This is a genomic window from Ruegeria sp. CDSA020, assembly GCF_059612345.1.
On sequence record NZ_JBXWQK010000008.1, the window covers coordinates 144,043 to 165,982 of the forward strand.

Consider the following 21,940-nt stretch of genomic DNA (forward strand, 5'->3'; position numbering starts at 1 on the left):
CCGTTTGGAGCACCGGATACTCGAAATACGCGCAATCAGGGGGGCCATCATGTCCGAGACCCAGAAACTTGATGACCACGAACTGACGGCCGAGGAATTGGCTGCTATCGAAGAACAGTTCGACGAAGGCGCCGCCGTCCGGCAGGTAACTCCGACAACCGGCAATGTTCTTCGCGTCGTCGCCCTGATCTTAGCATTCTACGAATTTTTCACAGCCGGGTTTGGCCTGCCCGCCGATCACTGGCACATGGGCATTTATCTGGCCCTGCTGTTCATTCTGGTCTACGCGACAATCCCGATTATCGGGGCCAAAAGCCTTTATGCGCTTAAGGTAAGCCGGTTTCGCATAGGCAACATCCCACTGTACGACTTAGTCTTCATGGTGCTGGGGATCATTGCAGCGCTGTATGTTGGCGTCGCCTGGCGCGGCATTCCGTTACTGGGGATCGAGGAACAGACGTTCCGCATGGGTAACCCCAACACATTTGATGTGGTATTGGGCGTGATCATCATCCTGCTGGTTCTGGACATCGCGCGCCGCACTTTGGGTTGGGTGTTGCCGCTGATCATCTGCGTCTTTATTTCATACGCCCTGCTTGGGCCGTACTTCCCCGGATTGCTGCAACATCCCGGCGTGAACTTTAAAACCTTCGTATCGTCGATGTATTTCCCGCAGGAAGGCATCTACGGCGTCACCCTTTGGGTTGTTTCGACCATCGTGTTCCATTTCGTGCTGTTTGGCGTGATCGCGCAACGCACCGGGTTGGGGCAACTTTTCATTGATAACGCCACGATTTTGGCGGGCCGCTATACCGGCGGTCCGGCAAAAGTGTCGGTGGTATCCTCAGCCTTCTTCGGCACGATCTCGGGCTCTTCGGTGGCCAACACCGTTTCGACCGGCGCGCTGACAATTCCCAACATGAAGCGTCTAGGATACCCCGGCCACTTTGCGGGCGGTGTCGAGGCCGCATCTTCGGCTGGGGGACAGATCACGCCGCCAATCATGGGGGCAGCCGCCTTCATCATGGCCGAATTCCTCGAGGTTCCATATACCACGATCGTGATTGCAGCGATCTTTCCGGCCCTTCTGCACTATGTTGGCGTCTTTGCCGTGGTGCACCTGATGGCGCGCAAGCTGAACTTGAAAGGTCTGACCAAAGAGCAGCTACCTCAGTTCAAGGCGGTTTGGGCCGAAGGCTGGGCCAATATAGTGCCGCTGATCGGATTGTTGGTGGTCTTGTTCACTGGATATACGCCCTTCATGTCGGCCTTTTGTGGAATCTCGCTTGCCGTGATCGCTGGCATGTCGCGACTGAAGCACCCACCGACACTGATTTACGCAGCAGCGTTTCTGGCCTTTGTGTTGTGGAAATTCTCAGATGGTGGCTTTGACCTGACCATGACGGCAATCCTGTGCGGTTTGACAGTAGTCGCGACGCTGAACCCGCAGAAACGCATCGAAGTGCCCGCGATGCTGCAAGCGGTCGAGTTGGGCGTTAAATACTCGCTGGCCGTTGGCGCGGCGGCCGCAGCCGTGGGAATCGTGGTTGGAGTTATCAACACAACTGGTATCGGGTTTCGCATCGGTTTCATGGTGACGCAAGGCGCGGGAAATCTGGCGTCGGATCTGTACAATATGATTTCGCTTGGCAGTTTCCAGTTTTTTGCCATGGAAGATCTTCAATTGTTCATCTCGCTGGTTTTCATTGCCATCGTTTGCATTCTGATGGGCGCGGGCATCCCTACAACGGCGCTCTACATCATGTTGGTATCCGTCGCGCAGCCCGCACTGGCGCAGTTGGGCGTACCACCCATCGCCAGTCACCTGTTCGTGCTTTACTACGGTGTTGTGTCAGAGATTACGCCACCGGTCTGTACCTCAGCCTACGCTGCTGCGGCGATTGCCAATTCAAACCCGTTCCGAACAGGATTGTCTGCCTTTACCCTTGGCTTAGGGAAGGTTGTCGCGCCCATGGCCTTTGTCTATGCGCCGGTGCTGCTATTCGTGTCGTCAACCGGGTTTAACCTGTGGGAATTCACCTATACCGCGACCAGTTGCATCGCCGGGGTCATTGCCCTGTCGGCGGCTGTGGTTGGGTATTGGTTGAGCCCGCTGAATATCGCATCGCGCATTCTGTTGGCCATCGCTGGGATTATCTTTGTCGCGCCCAGCCTGACTGCTGATCTGATCGCGCTGGCCGTGGCGTCACCTGTCATCGTCACCCAACTGATCGCCCGCAACCGCAGTCACTCTCCGGCGTGAAACCATGACTGAACAAGTGACCATCATCGGCGCAGGGATCGTCGGCATTTGTTGCGCTTTGTCGCTACAAGAGCGCAACATTCCGGTTCGGCTGATTGACCGCGGTCAACCAGGGCAGGAAACCTCTTTCGGGAATGCAGGTGTAGTGTCGCCGTGGTCAATCATTCCGCAAGCGATGCCGGGCATATGGAAATCACTTCCCCAGATGCTACTGGATCCTAAAAGCGCGCTTTCGGTTAGAACCAGTTTCTGGCCAAAAATGATCCCCTGGGGGCTGCGGTTTTTGGGAAATTCCGGCGAAAGGTCAGTGCGCGAAATCTCGGACGCGATGGAGCTTTTGTGCCGCCCTTCTATCGACCTGTATCGTCGTCATCTTCAAGGCACCGGGCACGAAAACCTGATCACTGACAGCTACTATATTCACGCATTTCGCCATCGGAAGCAGGCTGATCTGAATGGGCTTGGATATCTGATCCGCCAGGAAAAAGGAGGCGATCTGGAGCTTGTCGATGGTGCTAAATTGCATCGCCTGGAACCTGCACTGTCAGAAGAATTCAAAGCCGCGATCGTGATCAAAGGTCAGGCACGCGTAACCTCACCAGGACGTCTGGGGGCAGTTCTGGCAGAAAAAGCACGCATGCAAGGGGCCGAGATCGTACAAACCGAAGTCTCCAAGTTGATCCAGACCCAAGATGGAAGTTGGCAGATTACAACATCACAGGATACGCTGCACGCCCCCAGGCTCATACTTGCGGCTGGGGTGTGGTCCGCCGACCTGCTGAAACCGTTTGGGCTGCCAGTGCCCCTTGTTGCCGAGCGCGGCTACCACGTTGAATTCCCGAACCGTTCAGTCCAATTGAACAACTCGGTCATGGATGTGGACGCAAAGGTCGTCGCAAGCTCGATGCTGGGCGGCCTGAGAGTCGCCGGCACGGCCGAATTTGGCAGCGTCGATGCGCCCGCTGATCCGCGCAAGAAAGAAATCCTGACCGAACAGGCAAAGGCGATGTTGCCAGACCTCGAAACAAGCGAGGCACGATTCTGGATGGGTCGACGGCCATCATTTCCGGACAGTTTGCCTGCAATCGGGCCGATCAACGGCTCAGACGGGCTGTATGCCGCGTTCGGACATTCACATTACGGGCTGATGATGGCCCCGAAAACCGGTGAGCTTGTGGCGGATCTTGTGTCCGGTCGCAGCCCGAACGTCGATATGGCCCCGTTTTCGTTGGCCAGGTTTTGAACACTCAAGTTAGAAGGGTCTGATAACAATGCCAATTTACCAAGGCGGTCAGAATATATGCGGCGCGTCGATCGGTGTTCTGTGCCTTGAAAGTTATTTTCCAAAACCGCCGGGCCATATCAAGAACCCATCCAGCCTGCCATTTCCGGTCCTGTATGAGATGATCGATGGCGTGACGGTCCCGACCTTGCTGAACAATCCTACGCCCGAATTACTGACCCCCTTCATTGAAGGAGCCAAGCGGCTTGAGGCTGAGGGCGTTCGTGCCATCACCGGCAGTTGTGGCTTCCTGGCCCTGTTTCAAAAGGAATTGGCAGCGGCGGTTTCCGTTCCTGTTTTTGCATCCAGCCTGATCCAGGTGCCGCTGGCTTATCACATGACCGGGGCCAGCGCCCCAGTGGGCGTGCTGACTGCGGATGCATCGGCACTGACGCCCCAGCATTTTGAAGGTGTCGGTGCAGCCGGTGTTCCTGTGGCAGTGAAGGGCTTGGAAGGTACATCAGAATTCGCCGAGGTGATCTTGCGGAACGCACGAACGAGGATGGATACTGATCTGATCGAAGCCGAGGTCTTGGATGCCGCTCGCAGTCTTATGCTTGAAGCTCCGGATATTCGGTCATTGGTATTGGAGTGTACAGATCTGCCGCCATATGCCACGCGCCTTCAGGAAGAACTGCGGCTTCCCATTTTTGACCTTACGACACTGGCGCATATGGCGCATTCTGTAGCCGCTCGGATACCTTACTCTGGAATGATGCCGTGGCCGCGCTGACCGCGCCGTGCCGTAGGTGGGTTGGAATTGAAGTAGATCTCAGCTGGCCAATCAAGGTACCTGTGGCCTTGCAACAATCCCCCGAACCATAGGTGTTTGAGTGCCCGCTGAACTGTACATCCTGATGACCGCTATTTGCCTTGGCGCTATGCTGCAAGTTGGGGTTGGCATCGGATTTAGCATCATTGCCGGGCCACCCATGATGATTATGCTTGGCACGCCGACGGCGGTTCCCATTTTGCTTCTGCTAAACACCCTTGTGTCAGCGGTGGCAACGGACCGGCATGTTCTGAAAAACAATCGGCGGATAATCGTCACTGCGGTCATTGGATGCTGCGTTGGAGTGGCTGCTGGCCGCATTGTTTATCCCCTTTTGAGCGAGGCGTTTGTTCTCGCCCTGACGGCCTGCCTGTTGTTAATCGGCTTGATTACAACCTTGCTCCCCTTGCGTGGCTCAATTGGAAACGTCGGGTTTTCAGCTGTTACCGGATTGTCCGGACTTGCAACTGTATGGGCGGCAACCCCGGGTCCACTTATGGTGTTCGGTTTGATTGCAAAGGGTCGGTCCGCCAAAGAGGTGGCAAAGCTGGTTCAACCAATAGCGCTGGTGGCATATGGCATCGCATTTTTGTTGCACAATCTGTCTGGGGCACAATCAATCTCGTATGGGTCGTCAGTATGGGGGTTCCTCGCCATAACCTTGATCGGCAGTTTACTTGGCCGTGCGACAGGTCCCTACTTGCCACAGGCGGTCGTCATAGCAGCGATCCGCGTGGTTTCACTGATCGCTTGCTGTGTTCTGTTCTATCGCGCCTATATGACGGCTTAATCTCAAAGGTCACACGATGATACGAAACGAAAATCTGCACAGATTTCCACGTGCCCAACTCATGTCTGGCCCAACACCTTTGGAGCACCTGGACAACCTATCGGCCGAGCTGGATATCGATCTCTGGCTGAAACGTGATGATCTGACCGGGCTTAGTTTTGGTGGCAACAAAACACGGCAGCTTGAATTTTATCTTGGAGATGCGCAGCAAAAAGGCGCTGATACCATTCTGATCACGGGCGCCGTTCAATCCAATTTTGTGCGATCTGCAGCCGCCGCAGCGGCCAAACTGGGTATGCAATCGGTGCTTCAGTTGGAAGAGCGTGTGCCGGACATGGGATCAGAGTATTATGCGTCCGGAAATGTACTCCTGGCACAAATCCTGGGTGCCGAGCAAATGAGTTACCCCGAGGGCGAAGACGAACCCGGAGCGGACGCGGCATTGCATGCACGCGCCGACGAATTGAAAGCCCAAGGTTGCACACCTTACGTTATTCACCTTGGCCTGCATCATCCACCCCTAGGAGCCCTGGGTTATGTCGTCGCTGGGCAGGAATTGTACCAGCAGATGCCAGATTTCGATGCGGTCGTTGTCCCGTCAGGCAGCGGCGCGACACATGGCGGTTTGCTAACCGGATTGGCGCTGGAAGAAAGCATTGCCTCGGTGTTTGGGATTTGCGTGCGCCGGGATCGCGAAAAGCAAAAGGCTCGAATGAAAACCGTTCTGCAGAATCTTGCGGACTTGCTGGAAATCGACGCAGGTTTTCTACAGGATAGGATTGATGTTTGGGATGAAGCCCTGCCGCCAGGCTATGGCAAAGTGAATGCCAAAACACGCGCCGCTTTGGAGAAAATGGCCCGAACCGAAGGGGTTTTTCTAGACCCGGTCTATTCTGCCAAAACATTCGCCGGTTTGCTGGACCTGATCGAACGTGGAAAGATAAAACCAGGTGAGAAAGTCGTTTTACTGCACACGGGCGGGTTGCCCGCACTTTTCGGGTATCAAAAAGAGCTAGTAGGCAACCCGGCTTGAGGTGTCCAAAGCACAAATCCGGATCAGGACCCTACTTGGCTGTACTTTTAGTACCCAAACGATTTTTTTTAGCCCGTTCCGGCTCGATTTGCGAATACGCAAGGTCAGCTTTGGTTCGCGAGTGGCAACTGAGTTCTTCGCTGCGAACGGCAGGATTGTCGCGCGATCTGTGAATTCGCATGGCGAACGATCTTGCGAGCGCAGCGAGAGGCCGAAGCCGCATTGCGGCGGCGGCACTTACGATGAATGTCTCTTTCGGGCCGTGCGCGACAGTCAGGTTTTCGTCTGAAAAAGGTGAAGTTGTACTGCCTGTCGATGACCGTAACGAGCTCGAATTGTTGAATGCTGTGGAGCCGTGTTAATGTCCGCATACGATGCTCTGGAAACCGAAATGACCAAACACCCGAGTCAAGTGAACGATGAAAGACTCGCCATTCTCTGTGTTGCAGGCTTTGGTGACAATGCGAGCATGTTTGAAGGTTTGGCTGACACCCACCTCGCCAACAGTTATCGTGTGCTACCCATCAATCTTCCGGGGTTTGGCGCTCAGCCTCTGGCAAAGGCAACAACTCTTGAAGCACTTGCACAAACCGTCGCCGACAAAGCGATCAAGCACGGAGCTGAGATCATTGTCGCTCATTCGGTTGCTTCAATCATAGCCTCCCTGGCCGCCAAAAGGGCCGACTGTCCTTTGACAACCATTATTTCTCTAGAGGGTAATATCACCGCCGAGGATGCCTATTTTTCTGGAACTGCCGCGGACTACAGTGATCCGGTTGCGTTTCGTGCAGCTTTTCTTGAGCGGCTTGATGAAATGGCGAAAACGGCACCAATCATCCGACGGTATCGTAATGAAGTATCGAAGGCCGATACTCTGGCGCTGTGGCAACTCGGCACCGACGCACGGCATTTTTCAGCAGGCTGCGTGCCCGGCGAGCTTTTGCAAAGCGCGGCAAATGTGATTTATCTCTACAATCCTGACAACTGTCCGGACAGCACCGTCCGGTGGCTGGAAGAAAACAAGATGGATCGGATTATTCTCGAAAACGCCACTCACTGGGCGAGCGTTGATCAGCCCGAAAGGCTTGCAGAAATGATTGCTGAGGCACTCCACCGATAGGCGAACGCAGCCGTTCACAATTGGATAGATGAAAGTTGGCTTTGTATTGGATTTCCGCAAGAAACGGGTCGCGGTGTCGCGGTCACGTAAGCTAATCCGTTAGGTAATAGTTAGTGACGGATTCAGAAGACATGACAAACCAACCCATGCCAGCAATGGATTTAACAGCCGGCGTCATGCTGCTTTTGCTCGCCGCGGTTTGGGGCGGGTCGTTCTTTTTTGGTGAGGTAGCCCTGTCAGAGGTGCCACCACTTACAATTACATTGCACAGGGTTTTTTGGGCGGTTCCTATTCTTGCGCTAATCGTCATATTCAAAGGACTGAGTGTTCCACGCACCCCTCGGGTATGGGGCGCTTATCTCGTAATGGGGGCGCTCAATAACGCCATTCCGTTCTCGCTGATCTTCTGGGGGCAAACGCAAATCGACAGCGGGCTGGCTTCAATCCTAAATGCAACGACAGCAATGTTTGCAGCGGTCGTGGCGGGTTTGCTTCTTAAGGACGAACCCTTTACTCCGAAGAAGATAGCAGGTGCTGCACTGGGTATTTTGGGTGTGGCCTTCATTATGGGGCCAAGCGCATTGACCGAGTTCAATCCGAGCAATCTGGCACAGTTGGCTATTCTTGGGGCGACGCTCTCTTATGCATTTGCCGGTGTATGGGGCAGGACTGCTCTTTCGGGCCAACCACCGCTGGTGAATGCGCTTGGTATGCTGATCGGCAGCACAGTGCTTATGATCCCGATTGTTCTCGTGATGGATGGCCCCCCAAACTTGGCTCTGTCTTCTGGCGTATGGGCTGCGCTTCTTGGGATGGCCGCACTATCAACAGCACTGGCCTATGTTCTCTATTTCGCAATCCTTGCGCGCGCAGGTGCTGCCAACCTTCTTTTGGTAACCTTACTGATTCCACCGTTCGCTATCGGCCTTGGCGTTTCATTCCTGGGTGAAAAGATGGAGCCAGAGGCTTGGGTCGGGTTCGCCATCATTGCCCTTGGCTTTGCTGTAACCGACGGCCGGCTTTTTTCCCGCTTTGTCAGGCGCAAGTCCCAACAAGCAGAATGAGGCGCTTTCTGGAATACTATTGACCACCACATTAAGGAGTGACGATCCTCGTCGTCACCAACTGACCCGGCCAAGCGTCGGGTCTATTTTTGAGTAGCGGACATTCAGCAGGGGCAACCGAATGGCCGGAAAGTCCCGCATATCGGAAGTTGCCATGTTGGCAGCGGCAGAGCAGTTCAGACGTGGAATTCACCTTGATACGGATGCAAATCGGGCATTCTGCACCATATGCTGTCATTGGCTGACCCTGCGCGCCGACTTTTCCTTGCCTACATCAGTTGCCAAAGAGGTTGTTCAGCAGGTTGTTGATCGCATTTTCGAACCCATTGCCCTGATTGCGGCGCTGACGCCTGGGCTGCTCTTGCCGGACGGGCGGATCGGGGGCCAGCATTGGCAGCGGTGTGGGCGTCATCCCCTCGGTCACGCGCACCATCGTCTCTTTCCAAATCTCCGCAGGTAGCCCGCCGCCGGTCACGCCGGACAGGGGGGTGTTGTCGTCATAACCCATCCAGACTCCGGTCACATAATCAGCCGTGAACCCGATGAACCAGGCATCCCGCGCCGCCTGCGTGGTGCCGGTCTTACCTGCCACCTGCCAGCCGGGCAGTTTCGCGCGCCCGCCCGTGCCTTCGGACACGACACGTTCCATCATCCAGGTCAGTTGCTTGGCAGCCTTATCGTTGATCACCCGCTCACCGATGCCGGTGCTCGTCGCCATCAGAGGAGCGTCGTCTCCCAGCAGCTTCAGCTCGGTCAACCCATAGGGCTCAACTGCAGAACCGCCGTTCAGGATACCGGCATAGGCCCCCGTCATCTCGATCAACGTGCTTTCTGACGCGCCCAGCGCCAGCGCAGGGCCCTCGGCCAGATTGCTTTCTATGCCGAACTCACTTGCGACGGTACGGACATTTTCCAGACCGGCAACCTCGGCCACTTTCACCGCCGGGATGTTCAACGAGTTCTTGAGGGCATCAGCAAGCGTGACGCGCCCATAATGCTTGTTGGTATAGTTCTTGGGGCACCATTGCCCCGAACCGGCGATATTGATGCAATAGGGCTCGTCCACCACCGTATCCAGCGGCGAATAGCCCAGCTCCAGCGCGGTGGCATAAACGAAGGGTTTGAAGGATGATCCGGTTTGCCTCAGCGCCTGTGTGGCCCGGTTGAAGGCGCCCGATACGCGGGTCTTGCGCCCGCCGACCATCGCCCGCACGGCACCATCTGCGGACATCACCACAATCGCGGCCTGCGCCTTGGACCCTTCGCGGACCTTTTCCTTGAAGATATATTGCAATGCCTCTTCTGCGGATTTCTGCAGGCGCTGGTCGAGCGTAGTTCGGATCACTACATCATCGGTGGTGTCGGACCCAAAAAAGCTGGGCAATTCCGTGATGACCCAATCGGCAAAATACCCGCCGGCGCGTGCAGCCGCAGCCGCAGACAATTGCGCCGGGTTGCTGCGCGCCCCGCTGGCCTGGGCAGTGGTCAGATAGCCCTGCGCCTCCATCAGCCCAATCACCAACTGCGCCCTATCCTGCGAGCGTTGCAGGTTATTTGTCGGCGCATACCGCGTCGGGGCAACCAGCAGACCTGCCAGCATCGCCGCCTGCGAGGGGCTGACCTCGGCGGCAGAAATCCCGAAATAGCGCTGGCTTGCCGCCTCAAAGCCCCGCGCACCGGACCCGAGGAAGGCACGGTTCAGATAGATGGTCAGGATTTCATCCTTGGAGTATTTGACCTCCATCGCGATCGCATAGACAGCCTCTTTGCCCTTGCGCCAAAGGGATCCCTGACGGCAATCAGCCTCATAGGCGGCCTCAGACTCCCATTCGCTGGGCACATAAGGCACGCCCAGACACAACAGCTTGGCCGTCTGCTGGGTGATCGTCGACCCGCCATGGCCAGACAAAGGCCCGCGCCCTTCGCGCAGGTTGATACGCACAGCGCTAGCGACACCCCGCGGACTGACGCCGAAATGGCGGTAGAATCGCTTGTCCTCGGTGGCGACCACTGCATTCTTCAGATACGGAGAAACCGTGTCCGCGGTGATTACCCCGCCGAACTGATCCCCACGCCAGGCAAAGACTTTGCCATCCCGATCCAACAACGTGACCGACCCGCGCGCGCGCCCGTCTAGCAAAGCATCGACATCAGGCAAAGAGGTATAGACAACCCCGACAGCCAGCGCCAGCAACAGAGCGGCCACAGCGCCCACGCGCCAGCTTACCCCCCAGATCAGGCGCCAGACCCAGCGAAACAACCGGCGAAAAAAGCCACCACCACCGCCGGATTTCCGGCGTGTCTTTCTCCGTGTGCTTTTGCGGGTTGTCGTTTTGCGCGCCGCAGCCTTTTTGCCTGCGGGTTTCGCAGTGCGTTTGGTCGCCGTGGGTTTTCGCCCCTTCGACGCGTATCTTTTGTCCGCCACAAGCGGTGCCTTGCGGCGCCTGGACTCAGTCATGCTCAAACTCTGCCCGGTTATCGTTTTGAGGCACCATACCCTGCTATACCGATGAAGTAGAGGTCTGAATTTCCGGAATACGCCCTCTCTAACGCGCCTATAATTTAGTCGATATGCAGAATCTGTGCAAAAATTGTGCACTCACTCACCAATTCCTCCCGAATTTGACCACTGAACCGTTCCTTACACAGCTTCGGCACGCTCTTTTTCTGCAGGTGCAAACACGCCGGACAGACCGGGGAAGCAGAGGGGAACAGCGTGAAACTGATTATTGCAACAATCAAACCGTTCAAGCTCGAGGAGGTGCGCGAGGCACTGACCGACGCGGGCATACGCGGCATGATGGTAACCGAGATCAAGGGCTTCGGCTCGCAATCGGGGCACACGGAAATCTATCGCGGCGCCGAATACGCGGTGAACTTTGTACCCAAGATCAAGCTTGAGATCGTGGTGCCCGCCACGATGGCCGACCAGATCGTAGAAACCATCACCAAATCCGCCAAGACCGGCAAGATCGGCGACGGCAAGATTTTCGTCCTCGACGTTGAGCAGGCCCTGCGCGTGCGGACCGGGGAAACGAACGAAGAGGCGCTGTAAGCGCCCCCACTCAACACTATTCGAGGACTGACAATGAACCTGATGAAATCTCTCATCCCTGCCGCCGCGATCGTCGCGCTGCCGCAGATTGGCCTAGCGCAGGAGGCCGCCACCGGCGAAGCCGCGCTGCACACACAATACATCTTCACCACGCTGCTGTTTCTGATGGCAGGGTTCCTGGTGTTCTTCATGGCCGCCGGCTTTGCCATGCTCGAAGGCGGGCTGGTGCGGTCGAAAAACGTGGCCATGCAGATGATCAAGAACGTGGCGCTGTTTTCGTTTGCCGCGATCATGTACTGGCTGATCGGCTTCAACCTGATGTACCCCGGCGACGGCTGGACCATCGCGGGGTGGGTTGGACCGTTCTTCAAAACCACGGTCCTGGATCCGGTGGGCGTGGGTGCTGACGCCGCGGCATTGGATTATGCTTCGGTTGGTTCGGACTTCTTCTTCCAGCTGGTGTTTGTGGCCGCAACCGCGTCGATCGTATCGGGTGCTGTAGCTGAACGTATCAAACTGTGGCCCTTCCTGGTTTTCGTGATTGTTCTGACCGGCGTCATGTACCCGATCTCTGGCTCGTGGCAGTGGGGCGGCGGCTGGTTGTCCGAGGCTGGTTTCTCGGATTTTGCCGGCTCGACCATCGTGCATTCGGTTGGCGGCTGGGCGGCTCTGGCGGGTGCCCTGATCCTGGGTCCGCGGATTGGCAAGTACAAAGACGGCAAGGTTCATCCGATGCCCGGTTCGAACCTGGCGCTGGCCACTTTGGGAACATTCATCCTGTGGTTGGGGTGGTTCGGCTTCAACGGCGGGTCGCAGCTGGCGATGGGCACCGTGGGTGACGTATCCGACGTGTCGCGCATCTTTGCCAACACCAACATGGCCGCAGCCGCAGGCGCAGTGGCAGCCTTGATCCTGACACAGCTGCTGTACAAAAAACCTGACCTGACCATGGTGCTGAACGGCGCGCTGGCTGGCCTGGTGTCGATCACTGCGGAGCCGCTGGCCCCGACCCTGTTCGGCGCGCTGTGGATCGGTGCCGTAGGCGGTATCATCGTGGTCTTTGCAGTTCCGATGCTGGACAAGTTCAAGATCGATGACGTGGTCGGTGCCATCCCGGTTCACCTGTTCGCCGGGATCTGGGGCACCATCGCCGTAATCTTTTACGGCGAAGCCAGCCTGGGTACGCAGCTGCTGGGTATCCTCGCCTACGGTCTGTTCACCTTTGTCGGCGCTTTGATCCTGTGGTCGATCCTGAAGGCCACCGTCGGCATTCGAGTCAGCGAAGAGGATGAGATCAACGGCCTGGACATGGCGGAACTGGGCATGGAAGCGTACCCGGAGTTCTCCAAGGGCTGATATCCAACCCAATCCAACAAAAAACCCGGGTGGTGTCGCCCGGGTTTCTTTTTTTTCCGCAGATTTAAACTCCGACGTCGATAATCGCTTTGGCCAGAATCGGAACCGTGTTGGCATTCAGCCCGGCAATGTTCAGACGGCTGTCGCCGACCATGTAGATGCCGTGATCAGCGCGCAGTTGTTCCACCAGTTCCGGTGCCGCGCCCAAGCGCGAGAACATGCCGCGATGCTGGGCGACAAAGCCGAACCGGTCGGAGCCGCTGTGGCGTTGCAGCTCATCGGCCAGTTGCTGGCGCAGCCCCAGCATGGACAAGCGGATCTCCTCCAGCTCGGCCTCCCAGTCGGCCCGCAGGACGGGGTCGGTCAGGATCGTGGTGACCACGCGCGCGCCGTGGTCGGGCGGGAATGAATAGTTCTGGCGGTTCAGAAAGGCCAGCGTGCTCTGGTTCAACGCGGTCTGTCCCGCATCTGCGCTGATTGCCATCAATAGGCCCGTGCGTTCACGGTAGACGCCGAAATTCTTGGAACACGACGCCGCGATCAGGCATTCCTTGACCGAAGACGCAACAAGGCGGGTCGCCTGCGCATCCTCTTCCAGACCGTCGCCAAAACCCTGATAGGCAATGTCGATCATCGCCACGAGGCCAAGCTCGTTGATGATGGTCACCACTTCCTGCCACTGCACCAGGTTCAGGTTGGCCCCGGTCGGGTTGTGGCAACAGCCGTGCAACAACACCACATCGCCCGACTTGGCGGTTTTCAGATCGGCAATCATGCCGTCGAAATCGACGCCACGAGTCTCGCCATCGAAATAGCGGTATGGAACCGCTTCGATCCCCAGGTAATTCAGGATCGACAGATGGTTTGGCCAGGTCGGGTTCGAGACGAACACGCGGGCCGAGGGGTTGGCCATGCGGATCATCTCAAATGCCTGACGGCAAGCACCGGTTCCGCCGGGCGTAGCCACAGCGGCAATGTTGCCACGCGGCACCGATGTGCGCAGGATCAGGTCAATCATCGCATCCGCATAGGCCGGATCACCAGCCAGACCGGTATAGGCCTTGCTTTCCTGCTCTTCCAGAATGCGCTTTTCGGCGGCCTTGACCGCGCGCATCACTGGCGTGATACCTTCGGCATTCTTGTAGACGCCAACACCCAGGTCGATCTTCTGATCGCGCGGGTCTTCGCGGTACATCTGCATCAGCGCTAGAATCTTGTCGGCAGGTTGCGGTTTGAGATGTTCAAACATCAGGTCTCTCCGGTTGCGACGGGCAGGGTCGGGAAGGCACCCCATTCAGCCCAGGAGCCGTCATAAAGCGAGTGGTCTTTCTTGCCCATGCGCTCGAGCGCAAGGCTGAGAATCGCGGCAGTCACACCCGACCCGCATGAGGTAATCGCCGGTTTCGACAGGTCGACGCCAGCGGCCTCGAAAATGGCGCGGCATTCCTCGGGCGATTTCATCGTGTGATTCTTGTTCAGCAAGGTGCCGAAGGGGACGTTTCGTGATCCGGGAATACGACCAGACCGCAGCCCTTCGCGCGGCTCTGGATCGGTACCCGCGAAGCGGCCGACTGCGCGTGCGTCGATGATCTCGTGATCCCCCAGCTTGGCTGCGGCAGATACCTGCGTGACATCGCGCACCAGATGGTTCTGAACCCGCACGGTCATGTGGCGGTCGCGGATAACAGGAGGCAGGTCTTCAACCTCTCGCCCCTCGGCAAGCCATTTCGGCAAGCCACCGTCCAGCACGGCAATGTTGTCCTGCCCCATCAGGCGGAACATCCACCAGACCCGCGCGGCCGAGGACAGTCCCGAGCCGTCATAGACCACCACCTGATGGCCATCCCCCACGCCCATCGCCCGCAGGCGCGACATGAATTTCTCGACCGGAGGCACCATATGCGGCAGGTCCGACCGATGATCGGCAATATCATCAATGTCAAAGAACCTCGCGCCGGGGATATGGGTCGCGTCATATTCCGCTTTGGCGTCGCGTCCGTGTTGCGGCAGATACCATGATCCGTCCAGGACCCGCAGGTCCGGATCCTTGAGATGGGCCGCAAGCCATTCGGTTGAAACGAGGGTTTTGGGATCGTCCTGCATCAATGCCTCCCCTATGCGCGCTTGGTTTGTCCCTATACGCGCGCGCATGTCTGTTCAAGGCTGGATGGCGGCCTGTACCGCTAACGGGCCCGCCTGAGGCGGAAAAACTGAGCGATCCCGATCAGACTGATCAAAATCCAGAAGGATTCGATCAGCATCGAGGCCAAATTGAAGTTCTCAAACAGCGAATAGACGATCAGAATCGACCCCAACAGGTTTACCACTGGAAAGGCCAGGTCGTCGGAATTCATCATCCGCATCTGCGTGGCGAAATACGCAGCGACCACGATCATCGCGCCGATTGAGCCGATTCCATCCGCGATGGTCAAAGTGTCAAGAAACGCAGTCATGATCAGCCCTTGCCGTTTTCAGGAAACTCGCTGTGTTGCCCATAATGGTGCATGTTCAAAAACGCAGCCCCCTGCGCGCCCGCACGATAGCCATGCGGCAGATCGGCGGCAAAACGCAGCCCCTGTCCAGCGTTTAGCGGCACCCAGGCCTCGCCACGCAGAATTTCAAGCGTACCGGAAAGGACAAAGACCTCTTCGGTCACGCCCGCCGCATGCGCGGGCGACTCGTGGCATTGGTTTGGGGTCAGACTGACGTGAAAGGTTTCGGCCCCTAGCGCGGAATCAAACGGAAAGACGATCTTGACCTCGATGCTGCCCGGAAAAGTCACGGTCTGAAAAACAGAGGGGTCCCCATTCGCGGTTTCAATCAGCGCGCTCAGCGGCAGTTGGAACCCCTTGGCGATCTTCCACAAAGTGGCGATGGTTGGGCTGGATTCGCCACGCTCGATCTGCCCCAGCATAGCTTTGCTGACGCCTGTCATCTCGGCGACTTTGGACAGGCTCAGCCCGGATGCCGCCCGCATGTCCCGTAATTTCAGCGTGATCTCGTCCGGTGCCATGATGCCGTCTTTCGAATCCTCTTGTGCGTTATAGCGCACATGTGGTACGTGCGCTATAACGCACAAACCCCAAGACATGCAACCCGAGGCAAAAGGGAAACAGCATCATGCCATTGTACCGATCCAGAACCTCAACCCATGGCCGCAACATGGCCGGTGCTCGCGGCCTGTGGCGTGCCACCGGTATGGGTGACGACGATTTCGGCAAGCCGATCATCGCTATCGTCAACTCGTTCACCCAGTTCGTGCCGGGCCACGTGCACCTAAAGGATCTGGGCCAGATGGTCGCCCGCGAGGTCGAAGCCGCAGGCGGTGTCGCCAAAGAGTTCAACACCATCGCGGTGGATGACGGTATCGCCATGGGACATGACGGGATGCTGTATTCGCTGCCCTCGCGTGAGGTGATCGCGGATTCGGTTGAATATATGGTCAACGCCCATTGCGCCGATGCGATGGTGTGTATCTCGAACTGCGACAAGATCACGCCCGGCATGCTGATGGCCGCGATGCGCCTGAACATCCCCGCCATTTTCGTCTCGGGTGGGCCAATGGAGGCGGGCAAGATCGACATCGCTGATCTGGACGCCAAAAAGATCGACCTCGTGGACGCTATGGTGGCCGCCGCTGACGACAAGTTCACCGATGAGCAGGTTCAGCATATCGAGGAAAACGCCTGCCCGACTTGCGGGTCGTGCTCGGGCATGTTCACCGCCAACTCGATGAACTGTCTGGCCGAGGCGCTGGGTCTGGCGCTGCCGGGCAACGGCTCGACTCTGGCCACACATGCGGACCGCAAAGAGCTGTTCCTTGAAGCCGGTCGCCGGATCGTCGAGATCACCAAACGGCACTATGATCTGGACGAGAAAGGCTTCCTCCCGCGCGAAATCGCCACGTTCGAGGCGTTCGAAAACGCAATGAGCCTGGATATCGCCATGGGCGGATCGACCAACACGGTGCTGCATCTGCTGGCCATCGCGCATGAGGGCGAGGTGGATTTCACCATGACCGACATGGACCGTCTCAGCCGTCAGGTGCCCTGCCTGTGTAAGGTCGCACCCAATACCGAGAATGTGCATATGGAAGACGTCCACCGCGCCGGCGGCATCTTTTCGATCCTGGGTGAGCTCAGCCGCGCAGGCCTGCTGCACGAGGATTGCAGCACGGTCCATTCCGGCACGATGGGTGAGGCGATTGCCAATTGGGACATCAAGGTTGCCAACAACCCCAAGGCGCAAGACTTGTTCAAGGCCGCGCCGGGCGGTGTGCGCACCACGCAGGCCTTCAGCCAGTCGAACCGCTACAAAGAGCTGGACACAGACCGCGAAGGCGGCGTGATCCGGTCGAAAGAACATGCGTTCAGCCAGGATGGCGGTCTGGCGGTTCTGTTCGGCAATATTGCCCGCGACGGCTGTATCGTGAAAACAGCCGGTGTCGATCCGGCCAGCCTGACCTTCACCGGGTCGGCCTATGTCTGCGAAAGCCAGGATCAGGCGGTGAACGACATTCTGACCAGCAAGGTCAAAGAGGGCGACGTGGTGGTCATCCGCTATGAAGGCCCGCGCGGCGGTCCGGGGATGCAGGAAATGCTGTACCCGACGTCTTACCTGAAATCCAAAGGTCTGGGAAAAGCCTGTGCTTTGCTGACGGATGGACGGTTCTCGGGTGGAACCTCCGGCCTGTCGATCGGCCATGTCTCACCCGAGGCGGCCGAAGGTGGCGAGATCGGACTGGTGCGCCAGGGTGACCGGATTGAGATCGACATCCCCAACCGCTCGATCCATCTGGCAGTCTCAGATGAAGTGCTTGCCGAACGACGCCAGGAGCAGGATGCAAAAGGCTGGATACCGGCAGCGCCCCGCAGGCGCAAAGTCTCAACCGCGCTCAAAGCCTATGCCAAACTGACAACCAGCGCGGCAAAAGGGGCCGTGCGGGAGGTCTAAGACATAAGGGCCGGACACCAAATCAAGTGATCCGGTCCAATCAATTCCCAAAGCGCTCCCGCGCCTTCTGGCGCTATCGGCTTTGGTCTTGGGCCTGGCGCGGCGCCAGGCCCAACCAGAGGAGATGTTTCGCAAGATACATTGCCGATGGGCGGGGAAGGTGATTTCCAGCTCAATCCCCAAGCTTGGCGTGGACTTCATCCAGATCAATCTCGGCGATCGGCATCTTGTTGGCCGGATCTTCAAAATCGTATTTGAACAGATCGAAATCTTGTTTGTAGATCTCGTAGACAAGATGCATCGACAGGTCGTCGAAATAGTCCTCGACAGGATGCTTTCGTTTGGGTCCGTGGCCTTCGGATTCGTTGAACCGCGGGATTTCGGACAGGGCCACCTTGTGTGGCGTGTCCAGGCTGCTCAGAACACCTTGCATCCCATCGTTGAACTTCTCGGTCCAGAAGATGCGATCATATCGTCCGCCATTTGCAATAAAGGTCGACACATGGCCAGACATGGCGGACCAGTGGATATCCGGGTCCATGGGCCTGCGCCACCTGATCGTGTCACGAGCAAATAACAGGAATCTGCGGAAACTGGCGACCTGGTCGAAATCACCCTGACCGTCCTCTCCGCCAACCTCGATGCCGTAATTGTAGATCAGCGTCGGCACCAGATTGCCGCGATACCGTTTGCCGTTGCGCTGAATTCCACAGATCTTGTCAAAGAACGAACTGAGAATTCGCGTGTACGGGTTCCGCACGCAGGTGAAAGAAAAGGAGTTGTGATTTCGGACATTTGTCGAAATCGGCTCCTGGCTGGGACCGAACGCCCACTTATGCATCCCGTCCTTGGCATCGTGGATATCGCCGTCAAAAAACCGGCCATGATCCGAAAAATACATGATTTGCCCGATGGTTGAGCATGCACATTTCGGGACAACACGGTAAACCATGCTCTCGCTCTCGGTCATCCATGTACCGGGAAAACCCATTTACTGCGCCTCCTCAACAGGTCGTAACTCACTATTCGCGCCTGCTTTTGTATCTACAGAACCAAAAATAATCTGTTTATTCAATCGCTCATCCTCAGTATCACAGAGGGAACCGGGCAGAAACGGATAACAAAGAACTGAAATGGCAAAAATTGCCTACATTTTGTTGTGCCACAAGGACCCTGACGCAATCATTGCGCAGGCCGAGCAGCTAACCGCCGCTGGCGATTGCATGGCCATACATTTTGACGCCCGCGCAAGTCGCGAGGCCTATGCACGCATTCAGGGCGCTCTTCAGGCCAATTCGAATGTCACTTTTGCAACCAAACGCATCAAATGCGGTTGGGGCGAGTGGTCTTTGGTACAGGCCACATTGAACGCAGTGCAAGCCGCCCTCGAGGCCTTTCCCCGCGCGACGCATTTCTACATGCTGTCAGGGGATTGTATGGCGATCAAAACAGCGGAATACGCGCATCAGTTCCTGAACGACAACGACAGGGATTTTGTCGAAAGCCACGACTTTTTTGCCAGTAACTGGATCAAGACCGGCATGAAAGAAGACCGGCTGATCTATCGCCATTTCTTCAATGAACGCACCCAGAGCAGACGATTCTATACATCCTATGACTTACAGAAAAAACTTGGTCTGACCCGCGAGGTTCCGGCTGACATCCAGGTCATGATCGGCAGTCAGTGGTGGTGTCTGCGCCGTCATACTGTTGAAATGATCTTTGAATTCCTGGCCCAGCGCCCGGATGTAATCCGCTTTTTCTCGACCACCTGGATACCGGATGAGACCTTCTTTCAAACGCTTGTCCGCCACCTTGTTCCCCGTGAAGAGATCGACAACCGAACGCTCACATTCCTGATGTTCTCGGACTACGGAATGCCCGTGACATTCTATAACGACCATTACGACATGCTGTTAGGGCAGGATTTTCTGTTCGCCCGCAAAATCAGCCCCGAGGCACATGAGCTGAAGGACCGGTTGGGCCAGCTCTATTCTGCGGATGGGGTGGATTTTCACATCTCGGATGAAGGTCGCAATCTCCATAGTTTCTTAACCGCAAGAGGGCGCGTCGGACGCCGCCACAAGCAAAGGTTCTGGGAGGCCGGAAATACGCTGGGACCGGACCGCGATGTTTTCCTGATCGTGTGCAAGAAATGGCATGTGGCCAAGCGTCTGGTCGATCAGATTAAGTCCGAAACCGATATCCCTTGTGTCGAGTATCTGTTCAACGAACAGGATACGGCTCTGCCCGATCTGGGCGGCATCGAAACGACCTTGCTCAAACGGTCCCGCCACCGGCGTGCTCTTGTGCGGATGCTGTTTGACAGTTTCGAAACCGACCGGCTGGTTCTATGCATCGATCCCTCAGATATCGAAATCATTCAGGACTTCTGTGCAGATCAGGTCAAAACCCATGTGCTTGAAGTCGAGTGTGAATATTCCGACGATTACCTGATCGGCCACGCCCGCCGTGTGGGGTTGGCCGGTCAGGACAGCCCGACCGAAACCGTGGCACGGCTTGTCCCAACTTTGCACAACGCGATGGAATACGAATCCGAGTTGATCCGGGGCACCGCGCTGGATCGACATGCACGCCTGCGGGAAACCAGCGACCGGACAGAAAACGAAGACGCCATTGTCCGGTTTCTGAATGTTTCACAGGAACAGGCGCAGGCCATCATGCGATTGGGTTATTTGTTTGCAGATTGATGAGCCGGCGGCACCATCAGGTACCGCCGACAGCACGATCAGATGTCGAACTTGACGCCTTGCGCCAGCGGCAGCTCGGCTGAGTAGTTCACGGTGTTGGTCTGACGGCGCATATAGGCCTTCCACGCATCCGAGCCGCTTTCACGCCCGCCACCGGTTTCCTTCTCGCCACCAAATGCGCCACCGATCTCGGCCCCCGATGGCCCGATATTGACATTGGCAATGCCACAATCCGATCCCGCTGCGGTCAGGAATTGCTCGGCCTCGCGCATGTTCAGAGTGAATACGCAAGACGACAGACCTTGCGGTACGTCATTTTGCAATTCGATGGCTTCGTCGAACGCGTCGTACCCCATGACATAGAGGATCGGCGCAAAGGTTTCGGTCTTTACGGTTGCTGTCTGGCCAGGCATCTCGACAATCGCGGGCTGCATATAGACACCGGCGGGGACGTTTTCGGTCACGCGGTCGCCACCAAAGACTGCGCCGCCTTCGGCCTTTGCAGCGTCCAGCGCAGCGGTCATGGCCGCGCCCGAGGCTTCGTCCACCAGCGGACCGATCAAAGTGCCTTCGATCAGCGGATTGCCGATGGGCAGACCGGCATAGGCTTTTTTCAACCGGCTCACCAGCTCCTCGCGGATCGAGTTGTGAACGATCAGACGGCGCAGCGTGGTGCAGCGTTGACCGGCTGTGCCGACAGCAGAAAAGACAATCGCACGCACGGCCATTTCCAGATCGGCCGAAGGGCCCACGATCATCGCGTTATTGCCGCCAAGCTCGAGAATGCATTTCCCGAACCGCTGCGCCACGATGGGGGCTACGGCACGGCCCATCCGTGTGGACCCGGTCGCCGAAATGACCGGCACGTCCTCGCTGGCCACCAGCGCCTCGCCCAGCGCGGCACCTCCGATCAGGGTCTGCAGCAGGTGGTCGGGCGCATCGCCAAATCGGGCCAGTGCACGTTCAAAGATCTTCTGGCAGGCCATCGCGGTCAAAGGCGTCTTTTCAGACGGCTTCCAGATCACCGGATCACCGCAGACCAGCGCCAGTGCGGCATTCCACGACCAGACCGCCACCGGGAAGTTGAAGGCCGAGATCACGCCCACCGGTCCTGCCGGGTGCCACGTTTCCATCATCCGGTGGCCCGGGCGCTCAGATGCGATGGTCAAACCATAAAGCTGGCGCGACAGGCCGACGGCGAAATCGCAGATGTCGATCATCTCCTGCACTTCACCCAGACCTTCCGAGGTGATCTTACCAGCTTCCCAGCTGACCAGCGCACCCAGATCGTCCTTGGCGGCGCGCAATTCCTCGCCCAGCAGGCGGATCAGCTCGCCCCGGCGTGGGGCTGGAACCGTGCGCCACGCCTTGAATGCCGTCTTGGCATTGGCAAACACCGTGCCCATCCCCGACGCAGGCGTTTCATGTACCTCGGCCAGAATGCCGCCATCAATGGGCGAGCGTACAGCCAGCGTGCCGCCCATCAGCTCAGCGGCTGTCAGGTCCAGATTTGCAAGGGTTGTTTGGGCTGTCATAGCGAT

Annotated in this window: 18 protein-coding genes; 11 read left to right on the forward strand and 7 right to left on the reverse strand. The window is 57.3% G+C overall.

Features of this window, described 5'->3' with window-relative positions; genetic code table 11:
• Nucleotides 1-49 precede the first annotated feature (49 nt).
• The 7 genes from AC2FJW_RS15275 (at nt 50) to AC2FJW_RS15305 (ending at nt 8,324) form a co-directional block, all read left to right on the forward strand.
• Nucleotides 50-2,263 carry a TRAP transporter permease gene (locus AC2FJW_RS15275; protein ID WP_496750546.1) on the forward strand — a complete coding sequence of 738 codons (2,214 nt, stop codon included), beginning with the start codon at nt 50-52 and terminating at the stop codon, nt 2,261-2,263.
• 4 nt (nt 2,264-2,267) lie between these two features.
• On the forward strand, nt 2,268-3,506 hold the full coding sequence (locus AC2FJW_RS15280) for an NAD(P)/FAD-dependent oxidoreductase (protein ID WP_496750548.1): 1,239 nt from the start codon (nt 2,268-2,270) through the stop codon (nt 3,504-3,506).
• A 28-nt stretch (nt 3,507-3,534) separates the two neighbouring features.
• A complete protein-coding gene (locus AC2FJW_RS15285; protein WP_496750550.1) occupies nt 3,535-4,278 on the forward strand; it encodes an aspartate/glutamate racemase family protein in 744 nt (247 codons plus the stop codon).
• A 100-nt stretch (nt 4,279-4,378) separates the two neighbouring features.
• Nucleotides 4,379-5,107 carry a TSUP family transporter gene (locus AC2FJW_RS15290; RefSeq protein WP_496750551.1) on the forward strand — a complete coding sequence of 243 codons (729 nt, stop codon included), beginning with the start codon at nt 4,379-4,381 and terminating at the stop codon, nt 5,105-5,107.
• A 61-nt stretch (nt 5,108-5,168) separates the two neighbouring features.
• Nucleotides 5,169-6,140, forward strand: a complete 972-nt coding sequence (locus AC2FJW_RS15295) for a D-cysteine desulfhydrase family protein (protein ID WP_496750552.1) — start codon at nt 5,169-5,171, stop codon at nt 6,138-6,140.
• Nucleotides 6,141-6,501: 361 nt separating this feature from the next.
• Nucleotides 6,502-7,260, forward strand: coding sequence for an alpha/beta fold hydrolase (locus AC2FJW_RS15300; protein WP_496750553.1), 759 nt, complete (start codon nt 6,502-6,504; stop codon nt 7,258-7,260).
• 155 nt (nt 7,261-7,415) lie between these two features.
• On the forward strand, nt 7,416-8,324 hold the full coding sequence (locus tag AC2FJW_RS15305; RefSeq protein WP_496750555.1) for a DMT family transporter: 909 nt from the start codon (nt 7,416-7,418) through the stop codon (nt 8,322-8,324).
• A 274-nt stretch (nt 8,325-8,598) separates the two neighbouring features.
• Here the strand turns inward: AC2FJW_RS15305 and AC2FJW_RS15310 are convergent, their stop codons facing one another.
• Nucleotides 8,599-10,782 (reverse strand): transglycosylase domain-containing protein, encoded by a 2,184-nt coding sequence (locus tag AC2FJW_RS15310; protein ID WP_496750556.1) that lies wholly within the window; start codon nt 10,780-10,782, stop codon nt 8,599-8,601.
• A gap of 258 nt (nt 10,783-11,040) precedes the next feature.
• Between AC2FJW_RS15310 and AC2FJW_RS15315 the strand changes: the two genes are divergently transcribed.
• Nucleotides 11,041-11,379 (forward strand): P-II family nitrogen regulator, encoded by a 339-nt coding sequence (locus AC2FJW_RS15315; RefSeq protein ID WP_142638403.1) that lies wholly within the window; start codon nt 11,041-11,043, stop codon nt 11,377-11,379.
• A 33-nt stretch (nt 11,380-11,412) separates the two neighbouring features.
• Complete coding sequence (locus AC2FJW_RS15320) at nt 11,413-12,735, forward strand: ammonium transporter (protein ID WP_281973849.1); 1,323 nt, start codon at nt 11,413-11,415, stop codon at nt 12,733-12,735.
• 64 nt (nt 12,736-12,799) lie between these two features.
• On the opposite strand, the gene AC2FJW_RS15325 is transcribed toward AC2FJW_RS15320, so the two are convergent.
• The 4 genes from AC2FJW_RS15325 to AC2FJW_RS15340 form a co-directional block, all read right to left on the reverse strand.
• Complete coding sequence (locus AC2FJW_RS15325) at nt 12,800-13,984, reverse strand: amino acid aminotransferase (protein WP_496692678.1); 1,185 nt, start codon at nt 13,982-13,984, stop codon at nt 12,800-12,802.
• A complete protein-coding gene (sseA, locus tag AC2FJW_RS15330; protein ID WP_496749791.1) occupies nt 13,984-14,838 on the reverse strand; it encodes a 3-mercaptopyruvate sulfurtransferase in 855 nt (284 codons plus the stop codon). Before sseA ends, AC2FJW_RS15325 begins: the two co-directional genes overlap by 1 nt.
• Nucleotides 14,839-14,918: 80 nt before the next feature.
• The gene (locus tag AC2FJW_RS15335; RefSeq protein WP_142638410.1) at nt 14,919-15,188 is read right to left on the reverse strand and encodes a CBU_0592 family membrane protein; all 270 of its coding nucleotides are present in this window, start codon (nt 15,186-15,188) and stop codon (nt 14,919-14,921) included.
• A gap of 2 nt (nt 15,189-15,190) precedes the next feature.
• Entirely contained in the window at nt 15,191-15,748 is a 558-nt protein-coding gene (locus tag AC2FJW_RS15340; RefSeq protein WP_142638464.1) for a helix-turn-helix domain-containing protein, read from the reverse strand.
• Between the two features lie 107 nt (nt 15,749-15,855).
• Between AC2FJW_RS15340 and ilvD the strand changes: the two genes are divergently transcribed.
• Nucleotides 15,856-17,688, forward strand: a complete 1,833-nt coding sequence (gene ilvD / locus AC2FJW_RS15345) for a dihydroxy-acid dehydratase (RefSeq protein ID WP_496750557.1) — start codon at nt 15,856-15,858, stop codon at nt 17,686-17,688.
• A 172-nt stretch (nt 17,689-17,860) separates the two neighbouring features.
• On the opposite strand, the gene AC2FJW_RS15350 is transcribed toward ilvD, so the two are convergent.
• The gene (locus tag AC2FJW_RS15350; RefSeq protein WP_496709710.1) at nt 17,861-18,679 is read right to left on the reverse strand and encodes a sulfotransferase family protein; all 819 of its coding nucleotides are present in this window, start codon (nt 18,677-18,679) and stop codon (nt 17,861-17,863) included.
• Nucleotides 18,680-18,821: 142 nt separating this feature from the next.
• Here AC2FJW_RS15350 and AC2FJW_RS15355 point away from each other — a divergent pair, with 142 nt between their 5' ends.
• Nucleotides 18,822-20,399, forward strand: a complete 1,578-nt coding sequence (locus AC2FJW_RS15355) for a DUF5928 domain-containing protein (protein ID WP_496750558.1) — start codon at nt 18,822-18,824, stop codon at nt 20,397-20,399.
• 38 nt (nt 20,400-20,437) lie between these two features.
• Here the strand turns inward: AC2FJW_RS15355 and amaB are convergent, their stop codons facing one another.
• Complete coding sequence (gene amaB / locus AC2FJW_RS15360) at nt 20,438-21,934, reverse strand: L-piperidine-6-carboxylate dehydrogenase (RefSeq protein WP_496703792.1); 1,497 nt, start codon at nt 21,932-21,934, stop codon at nt 20,438-20,440.
• Nucleotides 21,935-21,940: the final 6 nt, after the last annotated feature.